This is a genomic window from Pseudomonas sp. PB105 (assembly GCF_009764655.1).
GTDB lineage: Bacteria > Pseudomonadota > Gammaproteobacteria > Pseudomonadales > Pseudomonadaceae > Aquipseudomonas > Aquipseudomonas cyclaminis.
Genome location: NZ_RWIO01000026.1, coordinates 173,479 through 197,845 on the forward strand (window position 1 = coordinate 173,479; position 24,367 = coordinate 197,845).

General features: G+C 58.6%; 24 protein-coding genes. 14 read left to right on the forward strand and 10 right to left on the reverse strand.

Going from position 1 to position 24,367, the window contains the following annotated elements; translation table 11 throughout:
- Positions 1-54: 54 nt before the first annotated feature.
- Together EJD88_RS04215 and EJD88_RS04220 are read right to left on the reverse strand one after the other, a co-directional pair.
- The gene (locus tag EJD88_RS04215) at positions 55-660 is read right to left on the reverse strand and encodes a tRNA-uridine aminocarboxypropyltransferase (RefSeq protein ID WP_112196397.1); all 606 of its coding nucleotides are present in this window, start codon (positions 658-660) and stop codon (positions 55-57) included.
- Between the two features lie 6 nt (positions 661-666).
- Positions 667-1,560 carry a LysR family transcriptional regulator gene (locus EJD88_RS04220; RefSeq protein WP_003175387.1) on the reverse strand — a complete coding sequence of 298 codons (894 nt, stop codon included), beginning with the start codon at positions 1,558-1,560 and terminating at the stop codon, positions 667-669.
- A 187-nt stretch (positions 1,561-1,747) separates the two neighbouring features.
- On the opposite strand from EJD88_RS04220, the gene speB reads away from it, so the two are divergent.
- Genes speB through EJD88_RS04240 form a run of 4 tightly spaced genes read left to right on the forward strand, consistent with a single transcriptional unit; the run spans position 1,748 to position 6,062 of the window.
- The gene (speB, locus tag EJD88_RS04225; protein ID WP_083357426.1) at positions 1,748-2,698 is read left to right on the forward strand and encodes an agmatinase; all 951 of its coding nucleotides are present in this window, start codon (positions 1,748-1,750) and stop codon (positions 2,696-2,698) included.
- On the forward strand, positions 2,698-3,120 hold the full coding sequence (locus EJD88_RS04230; RefSeq protein ID WP_158876918.1) for a nuclear transport factor 2 family protein: 423 nt from the start codon (positions 2,698-2,700) through the stop codon (positions 3,118-3,120). Before speB ends, EJD88_RS04230 begins: the two co-directional genes overlap by 1 nt.
- A gap of 21 nt (positions 3,121-3,141) precedes the next feature.
- A complete protein-coding gene (locus EJD88_RS04235) occupies positions 3,142-4,656 on the forward strand; it encodes a cytosine permease (protein ID WP_158876920.1) in 1,515 nt (504 codons plus the stop codon).
- A 23-nt stretch (positions 4,657-4,679) separates the two neighbouring features.
- On the forward strand, positions 4,680-6,062 hold the full coding sequence (locus EJD88_RS04240; RefSeq protein WP_112196400.1) for a sodium:solute symporter: 1,383 nt from the start codon (positions 4,680-4,682) through the stop codon (positions 6,060-6,062).
- A 62-nt stretch (positions 6,063-6,124) separates the two neighbouring features.
- On the opposite strand, the gene EJD88_RS04245 is transcribed toward EJD88_RS04240, so the two are convergent.
- From EJD88_RS04245 to EJD88_RS04250, 3 genes are all read right to left on the reverse strand, one after another.
- A complete protein-coding gene (locus tag EJD88_RS04245; RefSeq protein WP_158876922.1) occupies positions 6,125-8,218 on the reverse strand; it encodes an FAD-dependent oxidoreductase in 2,094 nt (697 codons plus the stop codon).
- 397 nt (positions 8,219-8,615) lie between these two features.
- Positions 8,616-8,738: a PA1414 family protein gene (locus EJD88_RS27140; RefSeq protein WP_003193089.1), complete on the reverse strand. Its 123-nt coding sequence runs from the start codon at positions 8,736-8,738 to the stop codon at positions 8,616-8,618.
- A 143-nt stretch (positions 8,739-8,881) separates the two neighbouring features.
- Positions 8,882-9,775 (reverse strand): LysR family transcriptional regulator, encoded by an 894-nt coding sequence (locus tag EJD88_RS04250; RefSeq protein ID WP_112196402.1) that lies wholly within the window; start codon positions 9,773-9,775, stop codon positions 8,882-8,884.
- A gap of 104 nt (positions 9,776-9,879) precedes the next feature.
- On the opposite strand from EJD88_RS04250, the gene EJD88_RS04255 reads away from it, so the two are divergent.
- Entirely contained in the window at positions 9,880-11,085 is a 1,206-nt protein-coding gene (locus EJD88_RS04255) for an MFS transporter (protein ID WP_158876924.1), read from the forward strand.
- Here EJD88_RS04255 and EJD88_RS04260 read toward each other — a convergent pair.
- The 3 genes from EJD88_RS04260 to EJD88_RS04270 form a co-directional block, all read right to left on the reverse strand.
- Positions 10,997-12,439, reverse strand: coding sequence for an NCS1 family nucleobase:cation symporter-1 (locus EJD88_RS04260; RefSeq protein WP_099584056.1), 1,443 nt, complete (start codon positions 12,437-12,439; stop codon positions 10,997-10,999). The genes EJD88_RS04255 and EJD88_RS04260 overlap by 89 nt on opposite strands.
- 199 nt (positions 12,440-12,638) lie before the next feature.
- Positions 12,639-13,037 (reverse strand): DUF2177 family protein, encoded by a 399-nt coding sequence (locus tag EJD88_RS04265; protein WP_158876926.1) that lies wholly within the window; start codon positions 13,035-13,037, stop codon positions 12,639-12,641.
- A 51-nt stretch (positions 13,038-13,088) separates the two neighbouring features.
- Complete coding sequence (locus tag EJD88_RS04270) at positions 13,089-13,925, reverse strand: S1 RNA-binding domain-containing protein (RefSeq protein WP_099584054.1); 837 nt, start codon at positions 13,923-13,925, stop codon at positions 13,089-13,091.
- Positions 13,926-14,247: 322 nt separating this feature from the next.
- On the opposite strand from EJD88_RS04270, the gene EJD88_RS04275 reads away from it, so the two are divergent.
- The 3 genes from EJD88_RS04275 (at position 14,248) to EJD88_RS04285 (ending at position 16,289) form a co-directional block, all read left to right on the forward strand.
- Positions 14,248-14,427 carry a hypothetical protein gene (locus tag EJD88_RS04275; protein ID WP_003193095.1) on the forward strand — a complete coding sequence of 60 codons (180 nt, stop codon included), beginning with the start codon at positions 14,248-14,250 and terminating at the stop codon, positions 14,425-14,427.
- Between the two features lie 206 nt (positions 14,428-14,633).
- Positions 14,634-15,356: a TorF family putative porin gene (locus EJD88_RS04280; RefSeq protein ID WP_099584053.1), complete on the forward strand. Its 723-nt coding sequence runs from the start codon at positions 14,634-14,636 to the stop codon at positions 15,354-15,356.
- A gap of 66 nt (positions 15,357-15,422) precedes the next feature.
- Positions 15,423-16,289 (forward strand): DUF6279 family lipoprotein, encoded by an 867-nt coding sequence (locus EJD88_RS04285; RefSeq protein ID WP_158876928.1) that lies wholly within the window; start codon positions 15,423-15,425, stop codon positions 16,287-16,289.
- A 20-nt stretch (positions 16,290-16,309) separates the two neighbouring features.
- Here the strand turns inward: EJD88_RS04285 and EJD88_RS04290 are convergent, their stop codons facing one another.
- Positions 16,310-16,699, reverse strand: coding sequence for a transcriptional regulator (locus EJD88_RS04290; RefSeq protein WP_158876930.1), 390 nt, complete (start codon positions 16,697-16,699; stop codon positions 16,310-16,312).
- A 154-nt stretch (positions 16,700-16,853) separates the two neighbouring features.
- Between EJD88_RS04290 and EJD88_RS04295 the strand changes: the two genes are divergently transcribed.
- The gene (locus tag EJD88_RS04295; protein WP_158876932.1) at positions 16,854-17,129 is read left to right on the forward strand and encodes a hypothetical protein; all 276 of its coding nucleotides are present in this window, start codon (positions 16,854-16,856) and stop codon (positions 17,127-17,129) included.
- Positions 17,130-17,178: 49 nt separating this feature from the next.
- On the opposite strand, the gene EJD88_RS04300 is transcribed toward EJD88_RS04295, so the two are convergent.
- On the reverse strand, positions 17,179-18,525 hold the full coding sequence (locus tag EJD88_RS04300; protein WP_099584045.1) for a DEAD/DEAH box helicase: 1,347 nt from the start codon (positions 18,523-18,525) through the stop codon (positions 17,179-17,181).
- Positions 18,526-18,718: 193 nt separating this feature from the next.
- Here EJD88_RS04300 and EJD88_RS04305 point away from each other — a divergent pair, with 193 nt between their 5' ends.
- The 5 genes from EJD88_RS04305 (at position 18,719) to EJD88_RS04325 (ending at position 24,363) form a co-directional block, all read left to right on the forward strand.
- A complete protein-coding gene (locus tag EJD88_RS04305; RefSeq protein WP_099584044.1) occupies positions 18,719-20,005 on the forward strand; it encodes a mechanosensitive ion channel family protein in 1,287 nt (428 codons plus the stop codon).
- Between the two features lie 387 nt (positions 20,006-20,392).
- Entirely contained in the window at positions 20,393-21,616 is a 1,224-nt protein-coding gene (locus tag EJD88_RS04310) for an iron-containing redox enzyme family protein (protein WP_256595375.1), read from the forward strand.
- A 12-nt stretch (positions 21,617-21,628) separates the two neighbouring features.
- A complete protein-coding gene (locus EJD88_RS04315) occupies positions 21,629-21,946 on the forward strand; it encodes a Rieske 2Fe-2S domain-containing protein (RefSeq protein ID WP_099584043.1) in 318 nt (105 codons plus the stop codon).
- Between the two features lie 5 nt (positions 21,947-21,951).
- The gene (locus tag EJD88_RS04320; RefSeq protein WP_158876934.1) at positions 21,952-23,133 is read left to right on the forward strand and encodes a hypothetical protein; all 1,182 of its coding nucleotides are present in this window, start codon (positions 21,952-21,954) and stop codon (positions 23,131-23,133) included.
- A 12-nt stretch (positions 23,134-23,145) separates the two neighbouring features.
- A complete protein-coding gene (locus EJD88_RS04325; protein WP_158876936.1) occupies positions 23,146-24,363 on the forward strand; it encodes an ATP-grasp domain-containing protein in 1,218 nt (405 codons plus the stop codon).
- Positions 24,364-24,367: the final 4 nt, after the last annotated feature.

Below are 24,367 nucleotides of genomic sequence, written 5' to 3' on the forward strand. Positions count from 1 at the left end.
ACAGTCAAATGTGGGAGGGGGCTTGCCCCCGATCGCCGCACCTCGATGAACCTGCTAGCCAGGCCGACCGTCGCCATGATTTTTATGGAAGACCTCATCCCCCATCGCCGCAATCTGCCCTTCGATCAACGCTTCAAAGGGTTTGAGCAACGGCTCGAATGACAATGGTGCTTCCAATACCTGCAACGCCTGCACGATGGCTTCAATGGTCGACAAGGCCCCCGGCCCGGGTGCCTTGCGCAGCCGATAGCGCGATACACCGCCGTCGGCCAAGGTCACCCGTGGCAACGCCGCCAGTAACGGATTGAGGTGCAGCAACTTGCGCGCCTTGCGCCAGGTGCCATCGGGTACCACCAACAACAGAGGCTGCTCCCCGGGCACATAGGCCTGCAGCGGCTGCGCGTCGTCGGCGGGGAACAGCAGGCGCGCCTGATAACCCGGCGGGTTCAATAATGTCGCCAAATCATCAAACACCTCACCCACCACCAACTGTGCATTGTTCAAGCCCAACGCCGCCAACCGCGCCGTGTTGAGCGCATGGTTGACCTCGCTCGGGTGCTGCAGCAGCAACACGCGGGTGCGGCTGTCGAGGCTGGGGATCAGCGGGCACAGGCAATGGGTGACGGGCCTGAGGCAACGGGAACATTGGGGTCTGGACATGGTTTATCAGGCCTGGTTGAGCTGGGCTTTGAGCAAATCGCGGAAGGTCTGGATCAGCGGCTCGCGGCTGCGGCCACGGCGCATGATCATCGAGAACGGCGCCTGGTAACCAAAGGTGGCCGGTAGCAGCACGCGCAGATCGCCCTTGTCGGCCCAGGCCTGGGCGTAATGCTCCGGCAGGTAGCCGATATAGGCGCCGGAGAGCACGAGGATCAGTTGCGCCTCCATACTTTCCACCGTGGCGGCACTGTGCTTGAAACCGTGGCGCGCCAGTTCCGCCTGGCTCCAGTAGCCGCGTCCGACCATGCGTTGCTGGGTGATCACTTGTTCCGGGATGCGCCGTTCATTGAACAACGGGTGCCGCGTGCTGCAATACAACCAGTGCTGCTCGCGGTACAGCGGCATGTAGATCAGCCCGCTCATGCGATTGGAGAAGGCGCCGATGGCCAGGTCCAGGCGATTGTCCTGCACACCTAGCTGCAGCTCGTAAGGGCTCATCACCGATAAATGAAGGTGCACCGCCGGGTGTTCCAGGCTGTAGGCGCCAATCACTTCGGCGAACGGCAAGGCCTTGTCGCTGACGGTGGAGTCGAGCACGCCGAGCTTGAGGGTGCCGCGCAGCTCGCCTTTGAGTGCGGCGGCGTATTGCTCGAAGCCTTCCAGCTCGGCTAATAGACGCAGGGTTTCCTGATGGAACAACTCGCCCTTGCTGGTGAGACTGAAGCCACCACGCCCGCGATGGCACAGCACCAGGCCCAACGCCGACTCCAACTGACTCATATACGTGCTGATGGCCGACGTGGACAGGTTGAGTTCGTGCTGCGCATTGGCAAACCCCTGGTGCCGCACGACGCTGACGAAGATGCGCAGGAGTTTCAGGTCGGGCAAGGCGTTGGCCATGAGGTCTCCAGAGGCATACACAAAATCCTGTGGGAGGGGGCTTGCCCCCTCCCACATTTGAACGCAGTTTACCCCAGGCATTAGTTTAGAAAAATCTGAACTAAGTATTTGCCCCTGCCGATTCTTCCCGCCACGGGCTTTTCGCAGAATCGGCCTCTAATAAACAAAACAACGATGAGGCAATCCCGTGGACAAGATTTTCCACCAACCACTGGGCGGCAACGAAATGCCGCGCTTCGCCGGCATCGCCACCATGATGCGTCTTCCCCACCTGCAATCGGCCAAGGGCCTGGACGCCGCCTTTGTCGGCGTGCCCCTGGACATCGGCACCTCGCTGCGCGCCGGCACCCGCTTCGGGCCGCGTGAGATCCGCGCTGAGTCGGTGATGATCCGCCCGTACAACATGGCCACCGGCGCCGCACCGTTCGACTCGCTGTCGGTGGCCGACATCGGCGACGTGGCGATCAATACCTTCAACCTGCTCGACGCCGTGCGCATCATCGAAGAAGCCTACGACGAGATCCTCGAACACAACGTGGTCCCCATGACCTTGGGCGGTGACCACACCATCACCCTGCCGATCCTGCGGGCGATCCACAAGAAACACGGCAAAGTCGGGCTCGTGCACATCGATGCCCACGCTGACGTCAACGACCATATGTTCGGCGAGAAAATCGCCCACGGCACCACCTTCCGCCGCGCCGTGGAAGAAGGCCTGCTCGATTGCGACCGCGTGGTGCAGATTGGCCTGCGCGCTCAGGGCTACACCGCCGAAGACTTCAACTGGAGCCGCAAACAGGGTTTCCGTGTGGTCCAGGCTGAAGAATGCTGGCATCACTCCCTCGCGCCATTGATGGCCGAAGTGCGTGAGAAAGTTGGCGGCGGCCCGGTTTACCTGAGCTTCGACATCGACGGCATCGACCCGGCTTGGGCACCCGGCACCGGTACCCCGGAAATCGGCGGGCTGACCACCATCCAGGCGATCGAGATCATCCGGGGCTGCCAGGGCCTCGACCTGATTGGTTGTGATCTGGTAGAAGTTTCACCGCCCTATGACACCACCGGCAACACCTCACTGCTCGGCGCCAACCTGCTGTACGAGATGCTCTGCGTACTGCCCGGCGTGGCGCATCGCTGATGAGCACGCAAGCGGTGTTGCAAGCCGCCGCCGAGCTGGTGGCGGCCTTCGCCCGCAATGATCGCGCCGCCTATTTCGGCGCGTTCACGGCCGACGCCAGCTTTGTGTTCTACACCCTCCCCCAGCCGCTGCTCAGTCGCGATGCCTACCAGGCGTTGTGGGACAGCTGGCGCGCGGACGAGGGATTCGAGGTGCTGTCGTGTACGTCGAGTAATGCCTTTGTCAGCCTGCAGGGTGACGTGGCGATATTTGTGCATGACGTGGCCACCGAGCTGCGCATGAACGGGGAGCAATTCTCTAGCCAGGAACGCGAGACCATTGTCTTCAAAAGGCAAGGGCTACGCACAGAACAACAAGAAGGCCTGTGGCTGGCCTGTCACGAACATTTGTCCGCTGTGCCGGAAGGGCTGCCGCCCCCTTAGCCAATGTGATCGGAGCTGATCATGAATAATAAAAACAACCAAAACAGTATTCGCAAGATTGAAACCAACGGGGTCGAACAGATCCCCGACCACGAGCGTACCGCCAGCCCCAAGGATCTGTTCCGCCTGATCTTCGGCGGTGCCAACACCTTTGCCACTGCCGTACTGGGCTCGTTCCCGGTGCTGTTTGGCTTGTCGTTCCAGGCCGGTGTCTGGGCGATTGTGCTGGGCGTGCTGGTGGGTGCTGTGATCCTGGCGCCCATGGGCCTGTTCGGGCCGATCAATGGCACTAACAACGCGGTGTCTTCCGGGGCGCACTTTGGCGTGCACGGGCGGATTGTCGGTTCGTTTTTGTCATTGCTGACGGCGATTGCCTTCTTCTCACTGTCGGTGTGGAGTTCAGGCGATGCGTTGGTAGGTGGTGCGAAACGTCTGATAGGCCTGCCGGAAACTGACCTGACCCTGGGCTTGGCCTATGGCCTGTTCGCCCTGCTCGTCCTGACGGTGTGCATCTACGGTTTTCGCTTCATGCTGTGGGTCAATCGCATTGCGGTGTGGGCGGCCAGCCTGCTGTTTTTGCTGGGGATCTTCGCGTTCGCGCCAGCCTTCGACAGCCACTTCGCGGGCAGCGTCGCCATGGGCCAGACCGGCTTCTGGGCGGCGTTTATCGGCGCAGCGCTGGTAGCCATGAGCAACCCGATTTCCTTCGGCGCATTCCTCGGCGACTGGTCGCGCTACATTCCACGTGAGACGCCGAAAATGCGCATCATGCTGGCGGTGGTCGCGGCTCAGATCGCCACCCTGATCCCGTTCCTGTTCGGCCTGGCCACCGCGACCATCGTGGCGATCAAGGCGCCGGACTATATCGCGGCCAACAACTACGTCGGCGGCTTGCTGGCGGTGGCGCCGACCTGGTTCTTCCTGCCGGTGTGCCTGATCGCGGTGATCGGCGGCATGTCCACCGGCACGACCTCGCTGTATGGCACGGGGCTGGACATGTCCAGCGTGTTCCCGCGCTTGCTCTCACGGGTAAAGGCGACGTTGCTGATTGGGGTGATGTCGATTGCCTTCATCTTTATCGGACGTTTCGCCGCCAACCTGGTGCAGAGCGTGTCGACCTTCGCCGTGCTGATCATCACCTGCACCACACCGTGGATGGTGATGATGATCATCGGCCTGATCGTGCGTCGCGGTTTCTACTGCCCGGATGACCTGCAAGTGTTCACCCGCGGTGAAACCGGCGGGCGCTACTGGTTCAGCCATGGCTGGAACTGGCGCGGGCTGGGGGCATGGATTCCGAGTGCGCTGGTGGGGCTGTGCTTCGTCAATTTGCCAGGGCAGTTTGTGGGGCCGCTGGGCAATTTGGCGCAGGGCATTGATATCAGCTTGCCGGTGACGTTGGGGTTGGCGTCGGTGGTGTACCTGACGTTGCTGCGGCTGTTTCCGGAACCGGCGGCCGTCTATGGCACCTCGCCACAGCAAGCGCCCTCGCCGCTGCAAGCTCCTTCTGCACTGCAAGTGCCTTCAGCACAATAAAAAATAATCGGAGACTCGCCGTCATGGCTTTGGATTTATTCGTCGTACTCATCTACGCCGCCGGCATGCTCGTGCTCGGCTATTACGGCATGCGCCGCGCCAAGACCCACGAAGACTACCTGGTGGCCGGTCGCAACCTGGGCCCGACGCTGTACATGGGCACCATGGCCGCCACGGTATTGGGCGGTGCGTCCACCGTCGGCACCGTGCGCCTGGGCTACGTGCATGGCATCTCCGGCTTCTGGCTGTGTGCCGCGCTGGGCATGGGGATCATTGCGCTGAACCTGTTCCTGGCCAAGCCGCTGCTCAAGTTGAAGATCTTCACCGTCACCCAGGTCCTGGAAAAACGCTACAACCCCATGGCCCGCCAGGCCAGCGCGGTGATCATGTTGGCCTACGCGCTGATGATTGGCGTGACTTCGATCCTGGCCATCGGCACCGTGCTGCAAGTGCTGTTCGGCCTGCCTTTCTGGATTTCGGTGCTGCTGGGCGGTGGCGTGGTGGTGGTGTATTCGACCATCGGCGGCATGTGGTCGCTGACCCTTACCGATATCGTGCAATTCGTGATCAAGACCGTCGGCCTGATGTTTATCCTGCTGCCGATCTGCCTGTACCGCGTCGGCGGCTGGGATGAACTGGTGGCCAAGTTGCCGGCATCCAGTTTCAGCTTCACCGCGATCGGCTGGGACACCATCATCACCTACTTCATGATCTACTTCTTCGGCATCCTGATCGGCCAGGACATCTGGCAGCGGGTGTTCACCGCCCGTGACGAAAAGGTCGCCAAGTACGCGGGCACCTTCGCCGGTTTCTACTGCATCCTCTATGGCCTGGCCTGTGCGCTGATCGGCATGGCGGCCCATGTGTTGATTCCGGACCTGGACAACGTCAACAACGCATTTGCCGCCATCGTTAAAATGTCGCTGCCGGACGGGATTCGTGGCCTGGTGATTGCCGCAGCACTGGCGGCGATGATGTCCACCGCCAGCGCTGGCTTGCTGGCTGCCTCCACCGTGCTGACCGAAGACCTGCTGCCGCGTTTGCGTGGCGGAAAACAGTCGAGCCTCAACATCAACCGCCTGTTCACGATGCTGACCGGTATCGCAGTGCTGGGTATCGCACTGGTGGTGAGCGATGTGATCAGCGCGCTGACCCTGGCCTACAACCTGTTGGTCGGCGGCATGTTGATCCCGTTGATCGGGGCGATCTTCTGGAAGCGCGCCACCACGGCGGGGGCAATTACCTCCATGACATTGGGTTTTGTGACGGCGTTGGTGTTCATGTTCAAGGATGGGCTGGATGCGAACACACCGATTTACTACAGCCTGGCGGTTGGGTTGGTGAGTTTTGTGCTGGTGAGCTTGCTGTCGCGTCGGCCGGAGGCGGTGGCGACTCGGGTGGCTTGACGTCCAACAGCATTGAAACGGTTTCTTCAGCGGGCGCGACGTCGGATGTCGCGCCCGTTTTTTTATCGCTCAACGGACAGGTTTTGGTTCGCCTGAATGATTTCCTGGACCAGGGAGGCCCAGACCAGTCCTTGGGTTGTACCCGCGGCATAGGTGCCACCGGCGGCGATTTGATGGTGGGCGGCCCAATAAACAATCGATAGTCCATCTGAGGTACCAGGCCTGGCACATTCGACTATGCGCAAATCGCCATTTTCGATTGCGCTGCGGTAAGACATTGGAAAGTGCAGAGAAACAGCGGCCAGACACGCTGCCAGGATTTGCTCCTTGTACTCCGGCGTAGAATCAGGCGGAACCTGACCACCGGAGACAAGAATACAGTCACCGTCCAAGCGGCAGTTCATGACGCCAATTGGCAGATCGTATTGCAGCTTGAGACCACGCATTTCGGCACCTTCATTACCCACAGCGCGCAGCTTGAAAAACCAGCCGATGATCGGAATAACTTCTGGCTCCTCTATGCCCATAGCAGTGATGACGAAGTGTTCTCTGCTCAGCTCAGCAATCTCGACTGAACTCAGATGCTGAATATGGAACTGAACCCCCGAGCGCTGCAGCAGCGCCTCTATTTCATCCATTAGATGGATAAATTCGACATCGTAGCCTGATACCTCAATTGCTCGACTTATTCCTGGGACGCCATAACGCGCCAGAAACTGTTGCTGACTGATTTCTGCGAATTCACCCTTAGTTTTGCCACTAGGCCACGGCCTGTTTTCGATGTCGCGTTGCTCACATATCGCAGCCGCTACGTCACTCGCGTCTTCCCTGTAACAGCGTACAACCCGCGCTCGCGCGAATTGCGCCAGCGACGGGTTGTCAGCCAGGAGTTTTTCAAACAACTCAATGCCGGCGCGGTTGCATTCAACTGCAAGACATTGATTTCCGGAAAGTAGATAGTCGTTATGTAGCGGCTTTGCAGTCGTCTCCGTCGCTGACAGATGGCGCATGTTCACACGCTTATGACTGGCACCATCACTCTCCCGACTTCCCCCATAGACGGTGACCTGATAATTCGCCAAACGACAAATCACAGCCTGGAGCAGACCGTTAATCCCTCTGCCGATAATCGATACATGCGGCGCATCGGTATCCGCATGCAGGGAAGGAATCGCCAATGAGTGTGCAAGTTTACGCCTGACAAGGCCGCGCAAGGCCATCAAACTCAGTTGAACAGAAACAGCATAATCAAGATCGCAATGGCAGTCTTCGCCGGTTGCCGCCTGCACAGTCAGCGTCGCTGGTCTGCGCCAAGTGGTGACACTACAACCGAGCGCATGGGTACGCATGCGAAACGCGTCCAATGTTGTAGGCCCGTAATCCAAGACCAATTGGATGTCTTCAGCCTCTGAGAGGGCCTGTAAAGCATCGTCGCTGAACACGTCTGGTTTGGCGACGCATATTAGACGGGCATCTCTACGCATACACTGAATGAGGGCCTGGTCGATACGATGGGTGGACTCATCGTTCAGGGATAAACAGATGGCGACAGCACTGGCACCCTGCAGCGCCTCGAACCAGTCCGTCACAAATGACACTCGACCATCGGTAGACGCTATTCCGGTAGGATCCGGCGCGCGGCCGCGTGGACTCAACACTTTAATCCGAACATCCGGGTCTCGATCAAGTAACCGCTTGACCAACTCTTTGCCCACATTGCCGTATCCCAGCACACTGATGTCATGGGGGACGGAACCATTGGCCAGTGTCAGCCAGTACAGAATATAAGTTGCAACATGCGGTGCGTTGACCCCGGGCGTATTGACCACTCGGATACCGTTGGATTCGCATAGATCTATCCGTATCTTATCCAGGCTTGTACCTCTTCGGATCAAACAGAGGTCTCCAAATGGGTGGGATACACGCCATTGCTCGATAACATCTCCATCAATGGATTGGTCGCCGACTATGAGGGTTGACGGACGCAGTAATGCGATCTGTATGAGCAGAGCTTGCTTGGTTAATGATGGGGGAATAAAAACAACATTGCTGGGTGCGGTTGCCTTCCAGGCTCTCGATACAGGTGCGATATGCAAAACATGTTCAGCAATGGCGATAAGTGAGGCGGCAACTGGCGGGATGGGCGAGCGCATCATAACTTTGTCTCCAGCGATTTTGAATTAACTCATACATCTGCCCTCTTTAGGAAATTACAGAAACGTAAAAGATACATATCTATTCCTAATAAAATTCAACCTACGCTTAGATTAAAAATAAAATAAGCCAGATAATTCTGACAACACGGTAGTCCGATTCCGATAGCTAATACAAAGACTGATACGCAAGAGGCGATGAGAAGAGAATACAAACGGATATGTCAGCGGGCACGACGCTGGATATCGCAGCCGCTTTTTCGTTTGATGCAAAGCAAATGTGGGAGCGGGCTTGCTCGCGAATGCGGTTTATCAGTCAACTTAACCATCAACTGACACACCGTATTCGCGAGCAAGCCCGCTCCCACATTTAAACCCGCTGCGGTCGGAAGACCGGGCCTTACCTACGACGTGGACGCCGCTGCTCATCATCCGTACGAATCGGCACCGGCTGCAGCGGAGGCTCGATCAAGCCCAGTGCAACACCCAGATCATGGAGCCAGTTTTGAATTTTCTCTTTCATGGTTTGCCCCCTTTGAGGGTAATGCTGGTAGGCGCATGTTCTGTCGCCCTTTCCTACATTGATAGTAGCCCTAAGTCCTACGTATTGCTTGAACGAAACCACAACGAACTATTACCAAATCCATCCAAATGCTGACGAACCGGTCAAGCAATGGCGCGACTGTCTTTCATGACCTCTGGCTGACCGAGCTGCTGCAGATCAATCCACGCATTGAGGTTAGCGCCGAGCATACCCTTTCGCCACATCAGCCAGGTGGTCGCAGTGGCAAATTGCCCGGTCAGCGGATGAACGGACACGCTGTCCTTGCCCGGCAGGCTGTCGAGCATGGATTGGGACATCAATGCCACCCCGGAACCGGCGATCACGCAAGCGAGCATGCCTTGATAGGATTCGATCTCAATCGCCCGTCCCATGGCCACGCGCCCGTGGGAAAACCAGCTTTCCAGGCGTGTGCGATAGGCACAACTGCGTCGGAACGTGAACACCGAGCGGCCGGCAACATCCTGCGGACCACGCACGGGTGGGTGCTCGGCTTCGCAGATCAGCACCAGTTTTTCCTCGCATAACTGCACGCCGTCCAGTGTGGCGATGCTCAGCGGGCCGTCTACAAACGCGGCGTCCAGGCGTCCCGTGATCAGACCTTCCAGCAGTTCACCGCTGGGTGCGGACTGCACCTGCAGATTCACCATCGGATAAGCCTTGTGATAACGCGCCAGCAACTTGGGCAGATGGACCGCGCCGGTGCTGTACATGCTGCCGAGCACAAAATCACCGGCCGGCTGCCCGCCTTGCACCGCGCCGTGGGCTTCGTCGTGCAGTGCCAGCAGGCGAGTGCTGTAGTCCAGCAATATCTTGCCTGCCGGAGACAGCTGCAAGCGCTGGCGTTCACGCACGAACAGCTCTACGCCGAGTTGCTCTTCCATTTGCTTGAGACGGGTCGACAGGTTCGACGGCACGCGGTGCAGGCGCTCTGCCGCACGGGTGATGGAGCCCTCTTGCGCCACGGCCTGGAAAATCCGCAATTGACTGAACTCCATACCTTTCTCCAAAACTGAACAAGTTACTCACTATTATTCAATTTTACAGAAAGTCAATCCACCTTAGGCTGACGGTCATTCGTTTCTCAGCAGGACACCTGACCATGTCACCCCTCATTCGCTTACTCGCCAGCTCCATCGCCCTGATGATGGCCATGGGCATTGGCCGCTTCGCCCTCACCCCGCAAATGCCCCATATGCTCAGCGAAGGGCAGGTCGACCTGACCGACGCCGGTCTGATCGCCGCCGCCAATTACCTGGGCTATTTCGTGGGCGCCGTAGACTCGATTTTCGCCCGCGGCCATCGCCATGTGCGCGGTCGTCTGTACGGCGGGCTGTGGCTATGTGTGTTGCTGACCTTTGCATCGTATTGGGCCCACGCATTCTGGCCGCACCTGCTGTTGCGCTTTGGCACGGGTGTGGCGAGTGCCTGGGCCTTGGTGATGATCACCAGTTTGAGCCAGCCACTGGCACTCGCCGCCGGACGGCCGCGTCTGGGCGCCCTGGTATTTGCCGGGCCGGGCCTGGGGATTCTGTTGACCGGGTTATTGGCGCTCGGCTCAAACCTGCTGGGACAAGACTCCGCCACCTTATGGTTGGTCTATGGCGCGGTGGCACTGGTGATGTTGCTCGCGATCCTGCCGTTTTTGCCGCAGCCCTGCGCCAGCGCCCCTGTCGCCAGCCATAACGACGCGGGCAGTAACGGCAGCATCACGCACCTGTGTTGGATTTATGTCCTGTTCGGACTGGGTTACATCATTCCAGCAACCTTCCTGTCGCAGATGGCCAGCGCCCAATTCAAAGGCGCCTGGCAAGCCGATCTGTTCTGGCCGTGCTTCGGCCTGCTCGCAGCGGTTGGAGTGGGGGTGGCGACCTTGCGTCGCAAAGACCCGGACACGACCCGCCGCTGGCTGATGACCACCCTCTGGCTGCAAACGGCCGGGGTGTTCGCCTGCTTGCTGGGTAATGGTTGGGGGTTGGCGCTGGGGGTTCTGTTGTGCGGCGGACCATTCCTGGCCTGCATGCAGCTCGTAATGGCGCGCATGCGGGAGGTGGCACCCGACGGCTATCAGCGCAGTACCGGGCTGCTGACCGCCAGCTTTGCCATCGGCCAATTGAGCGGGCCCTTGCTGGCGTCGGTGAGCAGCCACCTCAGCGGTGGGCTGCGACCGGCATTGGTCATTGCCGGCACAGGCCTGTTACTGGCGGGAGCAATATTGGTCAGCCGGCAACCAGCGGCGCTTGCGTGCGCACCTGCTCGCGCCGTGCCAGCACCAGGAAAAACAGCCCTCCCAGGAAGCAGCCGGTAAACCAGGCGAAGTTGGCCATGCCCTGCAACGCCGGGGTGAAGGTGATCGCGACGCCCACCAGTGTCGCGGGCACCAGGGCCTTGACCGCTGTCCAGTTCACGCCACCGTCGAAGTAATAGCGGCCACTTGGGCTGTCATCGAACAGTGCATCCACGTCGATCTTCTGTTTTTTGATCAGGTAGAAATCCACCAGCAGGATCCCGAACAGCGGCCCGATAAACGCCGCGAGAATATCCAGGGTGTAGTGGATCATCAGCGGGTTGTTGAACAGGTTCCACGGGGTGATAAAGATCGAGGCGACCGCCGCGATCATGCCACCGGCGCGCCAGCTGATTTTGCTCGGTGCGACGTTGGCGAAGTCAAACGCCGGGGACACGAAGTTGGCGACGATATTGATACCGATGGTCGCGGTCACAAAGGCAAACGCACCCAGCAGCACGGCCATGTTGTTGTCGATACGCGACACCGTGGCAATCGGATCGTGGAGCATCTCGCCAAACACCGGCAACGTGCCCGAGACGATCACTACGGTCACCAGGGAGAACGCCAGGAAATTTACTGGCAGGCCCCAGAAGTTTCCGCGTCGCACATCCTGCATGCTGCGGCAGTAGCGGCTGAAATCGCCGAAATTCAGGGTTGGTCCCGAAAAGTACGACACCACGAGCGCAGTGGCCACGATCACTTGGCCGAACGCTTGCCAGCCCGACAGGGATTTTTCCGCCAGGGTAAAGCTGATGTTCGACCAGCCCGCCTTCCAGACGATCCAACCGGCCAGGGCAAACATCACCGCATAGACGACCGGCCCCGCCCAATCAATAAAGCGGCGGATGGACTCCATGCCGGCCCAGAAAACTGCCGCTTGCAGCACCCATAAGCTGAGGAAACCAAACCAGCCCAGGTAGGACAGCCCGGCGAAATGCGGCTCTGCATACACCGCCATCTGTGGGAAGAATCGTAAAACCACAATGATCAGCGCGCTGGACGCCAGGTAGGTCTGAATCCCATACCAGGCCACGGCGATAAGACCGCGAATCACCGCAGGAATATTCGCGCCAAAGACACCAAAGGCGAGCCGGCAGATCACTGGGTAAGGAACGGCGGCCTGTTGGCTCGGCTTGGCCACCAGATTGGCGATCAGTTGCACGATGCAAATACCGGCGAGCAAGGCGATCAACACCTGCCAACTGGCCAGCCCCAGAGCAAACAGACTGGCGGCGAATACATACCCGCCAACGCTGTGCACGTCACTCATCCAGAAGGCGAAGATGTTGTACCAGTTCCACTTCTGCGGCAGCGGGCCCAGATCCTGGTTATACAGGCGTGGGCTATAGCCTTTGGGCAATTGTTCGGTCATCGCTGGGCTCCTCGTCATACCGGCCTGCGCTTCCGTCGCAGGGGTGCATACGGAAGGCGGCAAGTTTTGTATACGAGACAGTCAGCAGAATACGTGCCAATGGCACACAATCCCTCTACAACGGCGTTTCAAAGGAGATGAAGGTACCTTCGTAGCGGGGACCACGCTCAGCAACGGTGCACATAAATCCTGTACACAATCATCGGTGCACCCGATGTGCACACAGGTGCCCAACCGTGCAGCACACCGCCGTCAAAAAGCTACCCCAGGCCATGTCCATCAGCGCCAATCCAGCAGACCAGCCTTGCAGCGTGGCCCAGTTGCTCAGGTCGTAGGTGCCATAGGCCACAAGCCCCAGCAACGCCCCCATACGCGCCGCGCGCTGCCAACTGATGCTGGGCAAGACCACGAACACCACACAACCGAGGACATACAGGAGATAGAACAGCACTGCGGGCAATAGGCGGGGCTGATCAAGCATCAGCGGACCCAGCAGGGATTTGTAGGTGGGGCCCATAAGGACACCGAGCCACAGGCCGTCGAGCACCAGGAAAGCAAGCAAGGTGGCGAGGTAAGCAAACACAGACTTCTTGGACATCGACGCAACCTCTGTAGGAGCCCATTGCTCCTACAGAAGAGCAAAACCTACTCAGCTAAGTTCAATACGATCCGCATGGATCACAATCTGACCTTGCTTGTAGAGCGCACCAATAGCCTTCTTGAAGTTGCCCTTGCTCACGCCGAACAAATTGCTGATTACGGTCGGGTCGCTTTTATCGCTGACCGGCAATGTGCCGTTGTTTTCGCGCAACTTGGCGAGAATCTTCGAGTTGAGGCTGGAGGCCGCTTCCTGGCCAACCGGTTGCAGGCTCAGGCTGATGTTGCCATCGGCGCGGATCTCTTTGATGAAGCCTTTTTCTTCCTTGCCCGGGCGCAGGAACTTGAACACCTCGTTCTTGTGAATCAGGCCCCAGTGCTTGTTGTTGATGATCGCCTTGAAGCCCATGTCAGTGGCTTCGGCCACCAGCAGGTCGACTTCCTGGCCTACGACGTAGTTGGCCGGGGTCTTGTCCAGGTAGCGATCAAGACGTGCGGTGGCGGTGATGCGCTTGGTGTGCTTGTCGAGGTAGACGTGCACCACGCAATATTCACCGGCAGTCATCTGGCGTTTTTCTTCCGAGTACGGCAACAACAGGTCTTTTGGCAAACCCCAATCGAGGAATACACCAATGCTGTTGACTTCCACCACTTTCAAACTGGCGAATTCGCCGACTTGAACTTTGGGTTTCTCGGTAGTGGCGATAAGTTTGTCATCGCTGTCCAGGTAAATGAAAACGTTAAGCCAGTCTTCATCTTCACTGGGAATATCTTTGGGGATATACCGATTAGGCAAGAGGATTTCGCCATCTTGCGCACCATCCAGGTACAAACCGAAGTTAGTGTGTTTTACCACTTGTAAGCTGTTGTAGCGCCCGACTAGAGCCATTTCCAATACCCTCATTGCGTGGGCGGCATTCTACCCGAGTTGCGTGCGCCACGCGCGCGCGCCTGAAAAATCACAGGCGGGTGAGGCTTCCAAAGGGCATCGCTCCGCTCGTCCGATCATTTGGCTGGATTTTACTCCTGCGCCAGCGCTGCTTCGCCCCAGGGTTTGCAGCCAAAACAGCAAGTTACGGGCTAATTTCAACGATGAACTTCGTTTATTTCCAGCTGCGGCACTTATTCCCAGGGGATATTTGCCAAGCAATTGTCAAGTATTTCCTGTACGATGCCTGGCCAAGTTAATTTTCTACAGGTTAGTGGCCGCCATGCGCGTAAAAGCATCCAACAGCAAAGCAAAGCCAGCTCCCGCCGTTGAAACCAGCGAATCGATCAACAGCCAAATCGCTGCGTTCCTCAAATCCGGTGGTGAAATCCAGCAAATTGCCAAGGGCGTGAGCGGCCAGACTTTCGGCCCGTCCAAGCAGATCAGCCTGGGTAAAAAGTAATACCGCGCAGCACACCTGGTCCCTAAGCGTCTTGCCTTCAAGGCGCTAGGACTAGAGCCCGAAGTACCCTCCCCTAACATTCAATAGTGCGCTAATCGACGAACGGGCCTCATCGCCTGACATTCGCCGGTATCCTTGCACACGTCTAGCGCGGGCATCTGCCCGATGTTCTCCATTACTGCTCCTCGCTTTTCATGGAGTGAAGCATGCTCAAGTCCTGCATTTTTCTGGTCAGCACATTAGTGGCTTGCCCTCTTGCCGAAGCGCAGATCTTCCAGCGCGAATTGGGCGACTTCGACCTGAAATTGGGCACTACCCCCAGCCGCAGCATGGCCCAGGGCCTGGTCAAGCCGACCTCACCGGGTAGCGATTCTTTCCACGGCGGCCTGGACCTCAGCCACGACAGTGGCCTGTACTTCGGCCAATTCTCGCCCAACATGGGTCTGTCCTCGGCAAGCACCCTCGAAGTCGATTCCTACATGGGCTTTAAACACCCCTTCGACCAGACGCTCGGCTATGAAGTCGGCTTGATCCACTACAGCTACCCCAAGCTCAGCCCCCTCGACAGCCAGGAGTTCTATGGCGGCCTGAACCTGTTGGGCAATCGCTTCGGCGCCTCTTTCAGCAACGACCCGGACCGCCAGGACAGCACAATCTTTGCCGATCTCGGCGGCACCCAGCCCTTCGGCATCGGCGTGAGCATGAAGTACACCACTCATCAGTTGGGCACGCCGGCTTCGGTAGACGGCGGCACCATCAGCAGTTTCAGCGACTGGTCGGTGCAATTCTCCCGTGCCTGGAAGGGCATCGACCTGGACCTGATCTACAGCGACTCCAGCCTCAGCGGCGGCGATTGCTCGGCGTACTCCGGACACAATTCGCAATGCGACGGGCTGTTGACCTTGAAGGCCGTGCGGTCGTTTTATTGATGGGCTGAACTGTCGCGCCCGACGCGGGTTCACATGCATTGACTCTCTCTGCCCAAGGACACGCCCATGCTGCATCGGCTCAAACTGCTGGTGGTACTCCTGACCCTGAGCCTGGCACTCGCCGGCTGCAATCGCGTGGGGCTGGCCTATCGCAACCTGGACGTGATCATCCCCTGGACCCTCAATGACTACCTGGACATGAACGCCGGGCAGAAGAGCTGGTTCAACGACAAACTCAAGGAGCACCTGGCCTGGCACTGCACCACACAGTTGCCCGGTTACCTGGATTGGCTCGATCGCTTGCAACAGATGGTCGACGACAACCAGGTCACCGACGCGGCGCTTAAGATGCGTACCGCCGAAGCCGAACAAGCCATTGCTGAAATCGCCCGTGAGATCACCCCCTCGGCCATTGAACTGCTCCAGGGATTGGATGAACAACAGGTCAAGGAAATGAACGACGCCCTGGCCAAGGACCTGCGCAAACGCCAGGACGATTACCTGAAGCCGCCGCTGGCTCAGCAAATCAAGGACCGCGCCGAGCGCATGAATAAACGCCTGGACACCTGGATGGGCCCGCTGAGCACCAGTCAGCAGAATCGTGTCACAGCCTGGTCCATCGCCCTGGGCGAGCAGAATCAGGAATGGATCGGCAACCGCGCCCATTGGCAGGCGCAATTTATCGACGCCGTGCAGCAACGCCACAGCACCGACTTCCCGAAGAAAATGCAGCAATTGCTGGTGGACCGCGAAAGCCTGTGGACCCCGCAATATCGTGCGGCTTACACCCAGACCGAAGCCGCGGCGCGCAGCCTGATTGTCGACGTGATGGCGGAAAGTACGCCGCAGCAACGCTTGAAACTCACGCAGAAAATCGACGGCGTACGCAGCGACTTCAAGGCACTCAAATGCCTCAAGGCCGCTGCGAACTAATGTGTGGGGGGCTTGCCTGTTCAGGCGATCTGCGCCTTGGAGGCCACTTCAGCGAAGGTCGCAGGATCAAGCGCATCGTCCTGCTCATCCAGTACCTGGCGCGGATGATCGTTGCCGGGAATGGAGCTGTCGATCAGCGCCAGCAGTTGGGCACCCAGCGGCGTGAGAATGAAATTCTCGCCATTGCCGCCCTCTTCCTCGGGGCGCGATTCAATAAAGCCGCGTTTGAACAGCAGCGCTTCATAATCTGCCGCAGTCTTTTTCAACGCATCCAGATTGCCAGTGTCCTGGCCCGCCGTGGCCTTCTCGGCCGCTTCCTGTTCGGCGTATTTACGCGGGGCAAAGCTGCCTTCGCCATTCTGCACTTCGTGCAGCAAACGCTCGATCAAATCCCAGTTGTAAGTCGTCATCCTGATTCCTCCTGCGGGCATGCAAAAGTGTCCCGTCAAAAGGTGTGACTCGTATCGTCATCCGCCGTTCAGCCCATCGGACGGGCGTCATTTCTCTGAACTTTCCAGACGTTCGCCCCCTCAACCGCACATCATTGCCAAGGAGGTTCGAACCATGAATACCCTGAGAAATCTGGCCATCGCCGCCACCCTGCTAACCGCCCTGCCCGCCTGGGCCTGCACGCCCGACGAGGCCACGGCCAAACGGGAGCAGTTAGCCACGCAAGTCGCCAAGCTCACCGAACAGAACCCCAGCAAAGCCAAAGAGATGAACGAAGAGCTGCAGAAGATGGACCTGGACACCGAGAGCGCCGAATTCCCTGACAAGTGCCAGTTGATCGACGCCCGTCTTGAAGAGCTGAGAGAAGCTGCCGCAAAAGCGAAAAATTGAAGGCATAAAAAAACCGGACGACGTCCGGTTTTTTCACATCAGCCCCGGCTTATTCGGCGGCCGGTGCTTCTGGTTTGCGGCGCTTGAGCGGGGCCATGCCGTCTTTGCTGACGAGCGACAGGTTGTCGGTCTTCGGACGGTTGGCGATCTTGCGCTTGGTCGGCGACTTGGCGCCGGTTTTCTTCTTGTCGCCCTTGGCGTCGGTCTTTTTCTTCTTCACGCCAACGGCCTTGCCGGACGCCTTGACCTTCTTCGGCCCGGTGTAGGTGCCTTTGACTTCCTTGATGGTGCGGCGCTCGAAAGACTGCTTGAGGTAGCGTTCGATGCTCGACATCAGGTTCCAGTCGCCATGGCAGATCAGCGAGATGGCCAGGCCATCGTTGCCGGCACGCCCGGTACGGCCGATACGGTGCACGTACTCGTCGCCGCTGCGTGGCATGTCGAAGTTGATCACCATGTCCAGGCCATCGACGTCCAGGCCGCGGGCAGCTACATCGGTAGCAACCAGGATTTTCACGCCGCCGGCCTTGAGGCGGTCGATGGCCAGCTTGCGGTCCTTCTGGTCTTTCTCACCGTGCAGGACAAACGCTTTGTAGTCCTGGGCCACCAAGCGACCGTAGATGCGGTCAGCCGCAGCACGGGTGTTGGTGAACACGATGGCCTTCTGGTAGGTCTCGTTGGCCAGCAGCCAGTTCAGGATCTGCTCTTTGTGCACATTGTGGTCAGCCATGACGATCTGCTGGCGCGTAGTCGCGTTCAGGTCGCTGACGTTGTTGACCTGCAGGTGCTCCGGGTTGTTCAGCACCTTGGCGACCATCTCACGAAGGGTCGAACCCCCGGTGGTGGCGGAGAACAGCATGGTCTGCTGACGGTTGACGCATTCGGCGACCAGACGCTGCACATCGTCGGCAAAGCCCATGTCGAGCATGCGGTCGGCTTCGTCGAGCACCAGCACTTCGACTTCCTTGAGGTCGAGGTTGCCGGCGTTGAGTTGCTCGATCATGCGGCCCGGGGTGCCGATCAGGATGTCCGGCACCTTGCGCAGCATGGCGGCCTGGACCTTGAAGTCTTCACCACCCGTGATGATGCCGGACTTGATGAAGGTGAACTGCGAGAAACGCTCCACTTCCTTCAAGGTCTGCTGCGCCAGCTCGCGGGTTGGCAGCAGGATCAGGGTCTTGATACTCACACGGACTTTGGCCGGGCCGATCAGACGATTCAGAACCGGCAGGACGAAAGCGGCGGTCTTGCCGCTACCGGTTTGAGCCGTCACCCGCAGGTCACGCCCTTCGAGCGCGAGCGGGATGGCCGCTGCTTGCACAGGCGTAGGCTCGACAAATTTAAGCTCGGCCACGGCTTTGAGCAGGCGTTCGTGCAGGGCGAATTGGGAAAACACGGGTGCTACCTCGAAGAATTACAAAATATCAGCTGCATAGGGTAACGGTTTCGGGCGCCCAAACCGAGTTTCTTTACGCGAACGGCGCTAATCAGCTGCTTTTTTGTTAGGGCTTTTGTCCGTGACGCCAACTTTGTCGCACTTAGATGCTCTAATCGCCCCGTGTTGTCTTACAGAGGAATCGGTTTCACCCATGGATATCAAACAGCTCTGGCTCAACGTCCAAGACCTCTGGGGCGCCCTCGACGAACACCCGTTGCTGCATGCCAGCCTCGGTTTCCTGGTGTTGCTGGTGGTCGCCCTGCTGCTGGGACGGATAGCGCGATACCTCATCCTGCACGCCGTCAAATTGCTCGGCCGCCAACCGGCGCTGCACTGGCTCAATGACCTGCGGCACAACAAAGTCTTCCATCGCCTGGCGCAGATGACGCCATCCCTGGTGATCCAGTTCGGCCTGTACCTGGTGCCGGCCCTGAGCAAAACCGCGATCCTGTTTATCGGCAACGTGGCACTGGCCATCTCCATCCTGTTCCTGGTCCTGGCCATGAGCGCCCTGCTCAACGCCCTGCTGGACATCTATGCCCGCACCGAACATGCGCGCACCCGCTCGATCAAGGGTTACGTACAGTTGGCGAAGATGGTGCTGTTCGTGTTCGGCGCGATCATCATCGTCGCTACCTTGATCGACCGTTCGCCGCTGTTGCTGCTGTCGGGCCTGGGTGCGATGTCGGCGGTCATCCTGTTGGTGTACAAGGACACGCTGCTGTCGTTCGTCGCCAGTGTGCAACTCACCAGCAACGACATGTTGCGGGTTGGTGACTGGATCGAAATGCCCCAGGTCGGCGCCGACGGCGACGTGGTGGATATCACCCTGCACACGGTCAAGGTGCAAAACTTCGACAAGACCATCGTCTCGATTCCTACCTGGCGCCTGATGTCCGAGTCGTTCAAGAACTGGCGCGGCATGCAGGCTTCCGGTGGGCGTCGGATCAAGCGCAGCCTGTTCATCGACGCCAGCGGCGTGCGCTTCCTGCGCGATGACGAAGAGGTGCGCATGACTCAGGTGCACCTGCTCACCGACTACATCGGGCGCAAGCAGGCCGAACTCAAGGCCTGGAACGAAGCCCAGGGCCATAGCGCGCAACTGCTGGCCAACCGCCGCCGCATGACCAACCTCGGCACCTTCCGTGCCTATGCCCTGGCCTACCTGAAAAGCCATCCGGACATCCAGCCGAACATGACGTGCATGGTGCGCCAGATGCAAACCACCGCCCAAGGCGTGCCGCTGGAGATCTACTGCTTTACCCGCACCACGGCGTGGGCGGATTACGAGCGGATCCAGGGCGACATCTTCGATTACCTGTTGGCAGTGTTGCCGGAATTTGGACTGAGCCTGTATCAGCAGCCTAGTGGCACCGATCTGCGTAACGGGATACTGGCATTGACGCCCACCTCCCAGGTCTCACCAGCCCTGCAGTAGTGAAACCGGCGAGGCGCAAATGAGCGCCTCGCCGGACCAGTATCCCGGTAAAGCCGGCAACTATGTGTAGCCGCTGCCGCCGAATAATCAACTGACAGGACCAATAAAGGAAATTTCTTCCTACGCCTTTAGTGAATTTCACTACTTGCGCGCACTATTTCTAATCTGTTTTAAAAAAAACCAACGCCTTAGCATCTGGCCATCAAACAACGCCAGATAAAGGCCATCCTCATGTTATGGACAACTCAGCTTTCTGATAATGCGGCAGACTTTGTATTAACTTCGAATGCCGAAGCGTTGACCCACTATTGTGGCGCTGCTGCCTTTGCTCAACCTCGCGACTTTTATACCCAAAGTCCCTACCAGCGCCCTTCCAGGCCGCAGGACGTGACCGATGCAATCATCACCACCAGCCTGACCAGCGACCAACTTTCAAACAGTCAACATCTGTTGGCGCAACGCTTGTTATTGAATATCTACGAGCAAGACTTAGTCTTCTTACCCAAGCCGCCCTTGGAACTCGACTTCAAGGCATTCAAACAATTCTATGATCCCCAGCACGCCGCCAGTGGCAAAAAAATCCGCCCCTTACTGGAACACTACTTATACAACTGGCTCAAGGAAGAAGTGCACATCAATGGCCCTTGGTGCCTGGACTCGTTTATCGCCCACACCGATAAAGTCCTGGATGACGTGGCCCAGGCCGAGTCAAAACTGCATGAAGTACTCACCACCAGTCGCCACCCCCAGCGTGCCGCCCGGTTTTTCATGACCCAATGCGCGGGAGACTTCCTCAGCGAAGCCTCGGCCATGGCGCGCAACGTGTTGGGCAACTGCGGCCTGTACACCAGCGAGTTGTTCAAGATCCTGATCGACGAATACGGCTACGGCGTTGACAAGAAGAAGCACAGCACCATCTTTGAAGACATGCTCCAGGACATGGACATGTCGCATCACGTGCACCACTACTGGCAGTTCTACACGCCGGCGTCGCTGTCACTCACCAACTATTTCCACTATGTATCGGCCAACCATGGCGAGCTGTTTCGGTACATCGGCGCCATGTACTACACCGAAGCCACGCTGGCGCTGACGACCAAGCACCAGTCACGCGCGATCAAGACCCTCTTCGACGGCCAGGTCTCCACGGCCTATTTCGATGAGCATGCTCACATCGATGTGCACCACGGCAGAATGGCCCTCCAGCGCCTGATCATTCCCATGATCAAGCAGTTCGGCACCAAGATCATCCCCGACCTCATCCGTGGCTTTGAAGAGTTCAAGCTCCTTCAGGACCTCGCCGACGAAGAAATGTATGCCCATATCAAATGGCATGACGAGATAGATGAACACCGCGCCAAGGCCACGGCCCTGCAGGGTCTCAAGCCGGTGGACCTGACAATCACCGAAGCGGAACACGAACTCTCGGTGCTGCACACCCACCCCAATGACGAGCTGTTCTGGGTCGAATCCGGCGAGTTGGAGTTTGTCGCCAGCCCCGAACTGACCCTGCGCCTGACTGCCGGCGAAGGCGTGGTGATTCCCAAGGGAATGCTCCATGGCACGCGCATCGTCAGCCCGTCCTGCACGTACACCGTCACCGCCATCTGAATGGGCCACCCAATGAAAGCCATCAGCCTGAATATCACCCACGCCCATTACGTGGCCGTGGAGGACAGAACCTACTTTCTGAAGCGTCATGCGTATTCGACGCAATTGCTGCCCACGGCGTGCCCCCATCGTGGCGGGCCGCTGCACATGGGCGAAATGACGGGCGACGGCCAAAGCGTGATCTGCCCCTGGCACGACAACGCCTACAAGGTCTGCAACCTGGAAAAGAAGGCGCTGCCCACCGTGCGCGTCAGAAACCAGATCAGCACCGTGGTCGGCGACACCGAACGGTGCGTGCCGCTGCTTAAACTCTCCCGTTACGACGGATGAAGCCCATGAAGACTAAATCGACATTGACCGCGTTCTATTCAATCGTGACCCTCTTCACCGGCCTCGACATGGCGATTGTGATCGCGATGGTCTGGTTCGGCCTGGAGACCACCGGCTCGACGTTCCTGGTAGGCGCCACCTTGTGCGTGGCGACCGTAGTGCCCTATTTATGCGAACAGTACATCGGCAAGTTCTTCACGATTGAGCTGAGCCTGAAACGGCTGCTGTACATTCGCCTGGCTGCTTTTGCCGCCGTACTGGGGCTGTCGTTTACCCAAGCCGCCATGCTGCCGATCGGCTTTCTGGCGATCGCGTTTGTGGTGGGCGTCACCGACTACTTCACCATCAGCACCCTGGAATCGAAAAACACCAAGCTGGTGCTGGCCGGCCTCACCGACAGCGACACCTGCGCACGGTTGATGCAAACCTCCATCCAGATCGGCGCCTTCGGCGGCGCGCTTCTCGGCGGCTTGATCGTGGATGTGTTCTCGGTCAACCAGACGCTGCAGATCATCAGCCTGGCGGCAATTGTGTCATTGGCCGGCGTCTATCTGGTGGCCGACAGCCCCAGCGCCGGAGCCGCCGACCAGACCGCAGCCGCCACCAGCGCCGCGCCGCTGGACTTGCCGCGCAACCTCTACATTCTGATCATTGTGCTGAGCATGATCGGTTTCCATATCGGCGCGTTCAACAGCCTGGTGCCGATCGTTTTCCAAAAGCTCAATGATTGGAACGCGACCCTGTTTGGCGTCGCCAGTGGCCTGGCGGGCCTGGGGGCTTTCAGTGCCGCCGTGTTGCCGCGCATCAAGCTCAACAGCTACGGGGCCATCGCGCTGGTGATATTGGCGGACGTGGCAATCGTCTACTTCCAGCACCTCTACGTGATGATGGCCGCTGCGTTCCTGCTGGGCTTCTGCATCAACAGCCTGCGGATCCAGCTGCGTAAAACCCTGATCGAATCGGCGCCCAACGCCCGGGTAGCCGACGTGATCGCCGCAAAAAGCTCGCTCTACTACCTGCTGGTCAGTGGCTCGGCGCCAATGATCCTGACGTTCTTTACCACCTCGGGGTTCCTCGGACTCGAAGGCGCACGCCTGTTGATGATCGTTTCCGCCGGCCTGCTGGCCACTGCCGTACTGGCATGGAACCTGACCCCCGCCGCCTCGCCTGCCGCCACCACGGAATAAGGATTGCACAACGTGAAAACCGTACTGATTGTTGACCCATTCTCCACGGGCAAACTCTATGCGCGCCTGCTCAAGGCCCAGGGGGTGAAGTGCTATGCCGTGATATCGACCGACACCTTGCCCAAACACTTCACCGATGACCTGATCAGAGAAGACTTCGAGGACCTTTACCACTGGGAAGAGAGCCTGCTGGTCGACCTGGAAAGCCTGTCACTGCACGCCGTGATCGCAGGCTGCGAAACCGCGATCTACCTCACCGATTACCTCACGAAAGTGCTGCGCATCAAGGGTAACAGCCACGTCACCAGTGATTTGCGCCGTAACAAATTCTCCATGCAACAAGCGCTCAAACACCACGGGCTGGCGAACATAGAGTCACAACTGCTGAGTTCACAGAGCCATATTCGCAAGGTGGTCGACACGCTGGAGGAAACAGCCCCCTACGTCGTCAAACCGCTGAATTCAGCCGCCACCGAAGGCGTGGTGTTTGCCCAGGGCAGAGGCGGAGTTGAGACCGCATTGAACAATGCGGCCTGGAAGCAGAAAAACGACCTGGGGGAAATCAACCTCGGGTTTATCGTACAGCCATTCATTTCTGGCCCGGAGTATGTGGTGGATATGGTCGCTTTCGACGGCGAATACATCATTGCTACGGTGTGCAAGTACACCAAGATCCATAAAAACGGCAGCAAGTTTGTCTACGAAAGTCTGGACACCCTTAACCCCCAGGCAGCGGAGCTGCGACCACTGACCGACTACGCCCGCCAGGCGGCGGCAGCCCTGGGCGTCCAGGTCGGGCCGATTCACATGGAAATCATCTGGTCTGACGCTGGCCCGGTGATGATTGAGGCCGGCGGCCGGCTGCACGGCGGTATTGCCCCCCTGCTGTTTCAACAGGTGTATCACCCCGACCTGCTGTCACTGGCGATTGACAGCTATCTGGACCAACCAAAGCCCCAGGCCGATGCTGTCAGCCAGATCAGCCATGGCCGCATCGGGTTCTTCTGCTCCGACGAACGCCGCACTTTCGCCCCTCCCTCGCCGCAGGTAATCCAAAGCGCGCAAGAGGACGAGGCCTATTGCGGCCATCGTTACTTCATCAGCACCAGCGATACCACGCCGATCACCGTCGACTTCGCTACCTGCCCGGGATTGTTCTGGCTGCAGCATCCTTCCGCGCAGCAACTGGACGTCAGTACCGCGAACCTTCGAAAAAAACTGTGGGGTTAAGGTT

Coding starts and splice junctions, on each gene's coding strand:
- EJD88_RS27140 (WP_003193089.1), bottom strand. CDS start 8,738: ATGAAAGAGAAAATTCAAAACTGGCTCCATGATCTGGGTGTTGCACTG.
- EJD88_RS04275 (WP_003193095.1), top strand. CDS start 14,248: ATGCGCGTAAAAGCATCCAACAGCAAAGCAAAGCCAGCTCCCGCCGTT.
- EJD88_RS04260 (WP_099584056.1), bottom strand. CDS start 12,439: ATGACCGAACAATTGCCCAAAGGCTATAGCCCACGCCTGTATAACCAG.
- EJD88_RS04280 (WP_099584053.1), top strand. CDS start 14,634: ATGCTCAAGTCCTGCATTTTTCTGGTCAGCACATTAGTGGCTTGCCCT.
- EJD88_RS04240 (WP_112196400.1), top strand. CDS start 4,680: ATGGCTTTGGATTTATTCGTCGTACTCATCTACGCCGCCGGCATGCTC.
- EJD88_RS04235 (WP_158876920.1), top strand. CDS start 3,142: ATGAATAATAAAAACAACCAAAACAGTATTCGCAAGATTGAAACCAAC.
- EJD88_RS04285 (WP_158876928.1), top strand. CDS start 15,423: ATGCTGCATCGGCTCAAACTGCTGGTGGTACTCCTGACCCTGAGCCTG.
- EJD88_RS04255 (WP_158876924.1), top strand. CDS start 9,880: ATGTCACCCCTCATTCGCTTACTCGCCAGCTCCATCGCCCTGATGATG.
- EJD88_RS04215 (WP_112196397.1), bottom strand. CDS start 660: ATGTCCAGACCCCAATGTTCCCGTTGCCTCAGGCCCGTCACCCATTGC.
- EJD88_RS04250 (WP_112196402.1), bottom strand. CDS start 9,775: ATGGAGTTCAGTCAATTGCGGATTTTCCAGGCCGTGGCGCAAGAGGGC.
- EJD88_RS04295 (WP_158876932.1), top strand. CDS start 16,854: ATGAATACCCTGAGAAATCTGGCCATCGCCGCCACCCTGCTAACCGCC.
- EJD88_RS04290 (WP_158876930.1), bottom strand. CDS start 16,699: ATGACGACTTACAACTGGGATTTGATCGAGCGTTTGCTGCACGAAGTG.
- EJD88_RS04265 (WP_158876926.1), bottom strand. CDS start 13,037: ATGTCCAAGAAGTCTGTGTTTGCTTACCTCGCCACCTTGCTTGCTTTC.
- EJD88_RS04220 (WP_003175387.1), bottom strand. CDS start 1,560: ATGGCCAACGCCTTGCCCGACCTGAAACTCCTGCGCATCTTCGTCAGC.
- EJD88_RS04270 (WP_099584054.1), bottom strand. CDS start 13,925: ATGGCTCTAGTCGGGCGCTACAACAGCTTACAAGTGGTAAAACACACT.
- EJD88_RS04320 (WP_158876934.1), top strand. CDS start 21,952: ATGAAGACTAAATCGACATTGACCGCGTTCTATTCAATCGTGACCCTC.
- EJD88_RS04305 (WP_099584044.1), top strand. CDS start 18,719: ATGGATATCAAACAGCTCTGGCTCAACGTCCAAGACCTCTGGGGCGCC.
- EJD88_RS04245 (WP_158876922.1), bottom strand. CDS start 8,218: ATGATGCGCTCGCCCATCCCGCCAGTTGCCGCCTCACTTATCGCCATT.
- EJD88_RS04230 (WP_158876918.1), top strand. CDS start 2,698: ATGAGCACGCAAGCGGTGTTGCAAGCCGCCGCCGAGCTGGTGGCGGCC.
- EJD88_RS04315 (WP_099584043.1), top strand. CDS start 21,629: ATGAAAGCCATCAGCCTGAATATCACCCACGCCCATTACGTGGCCGTG.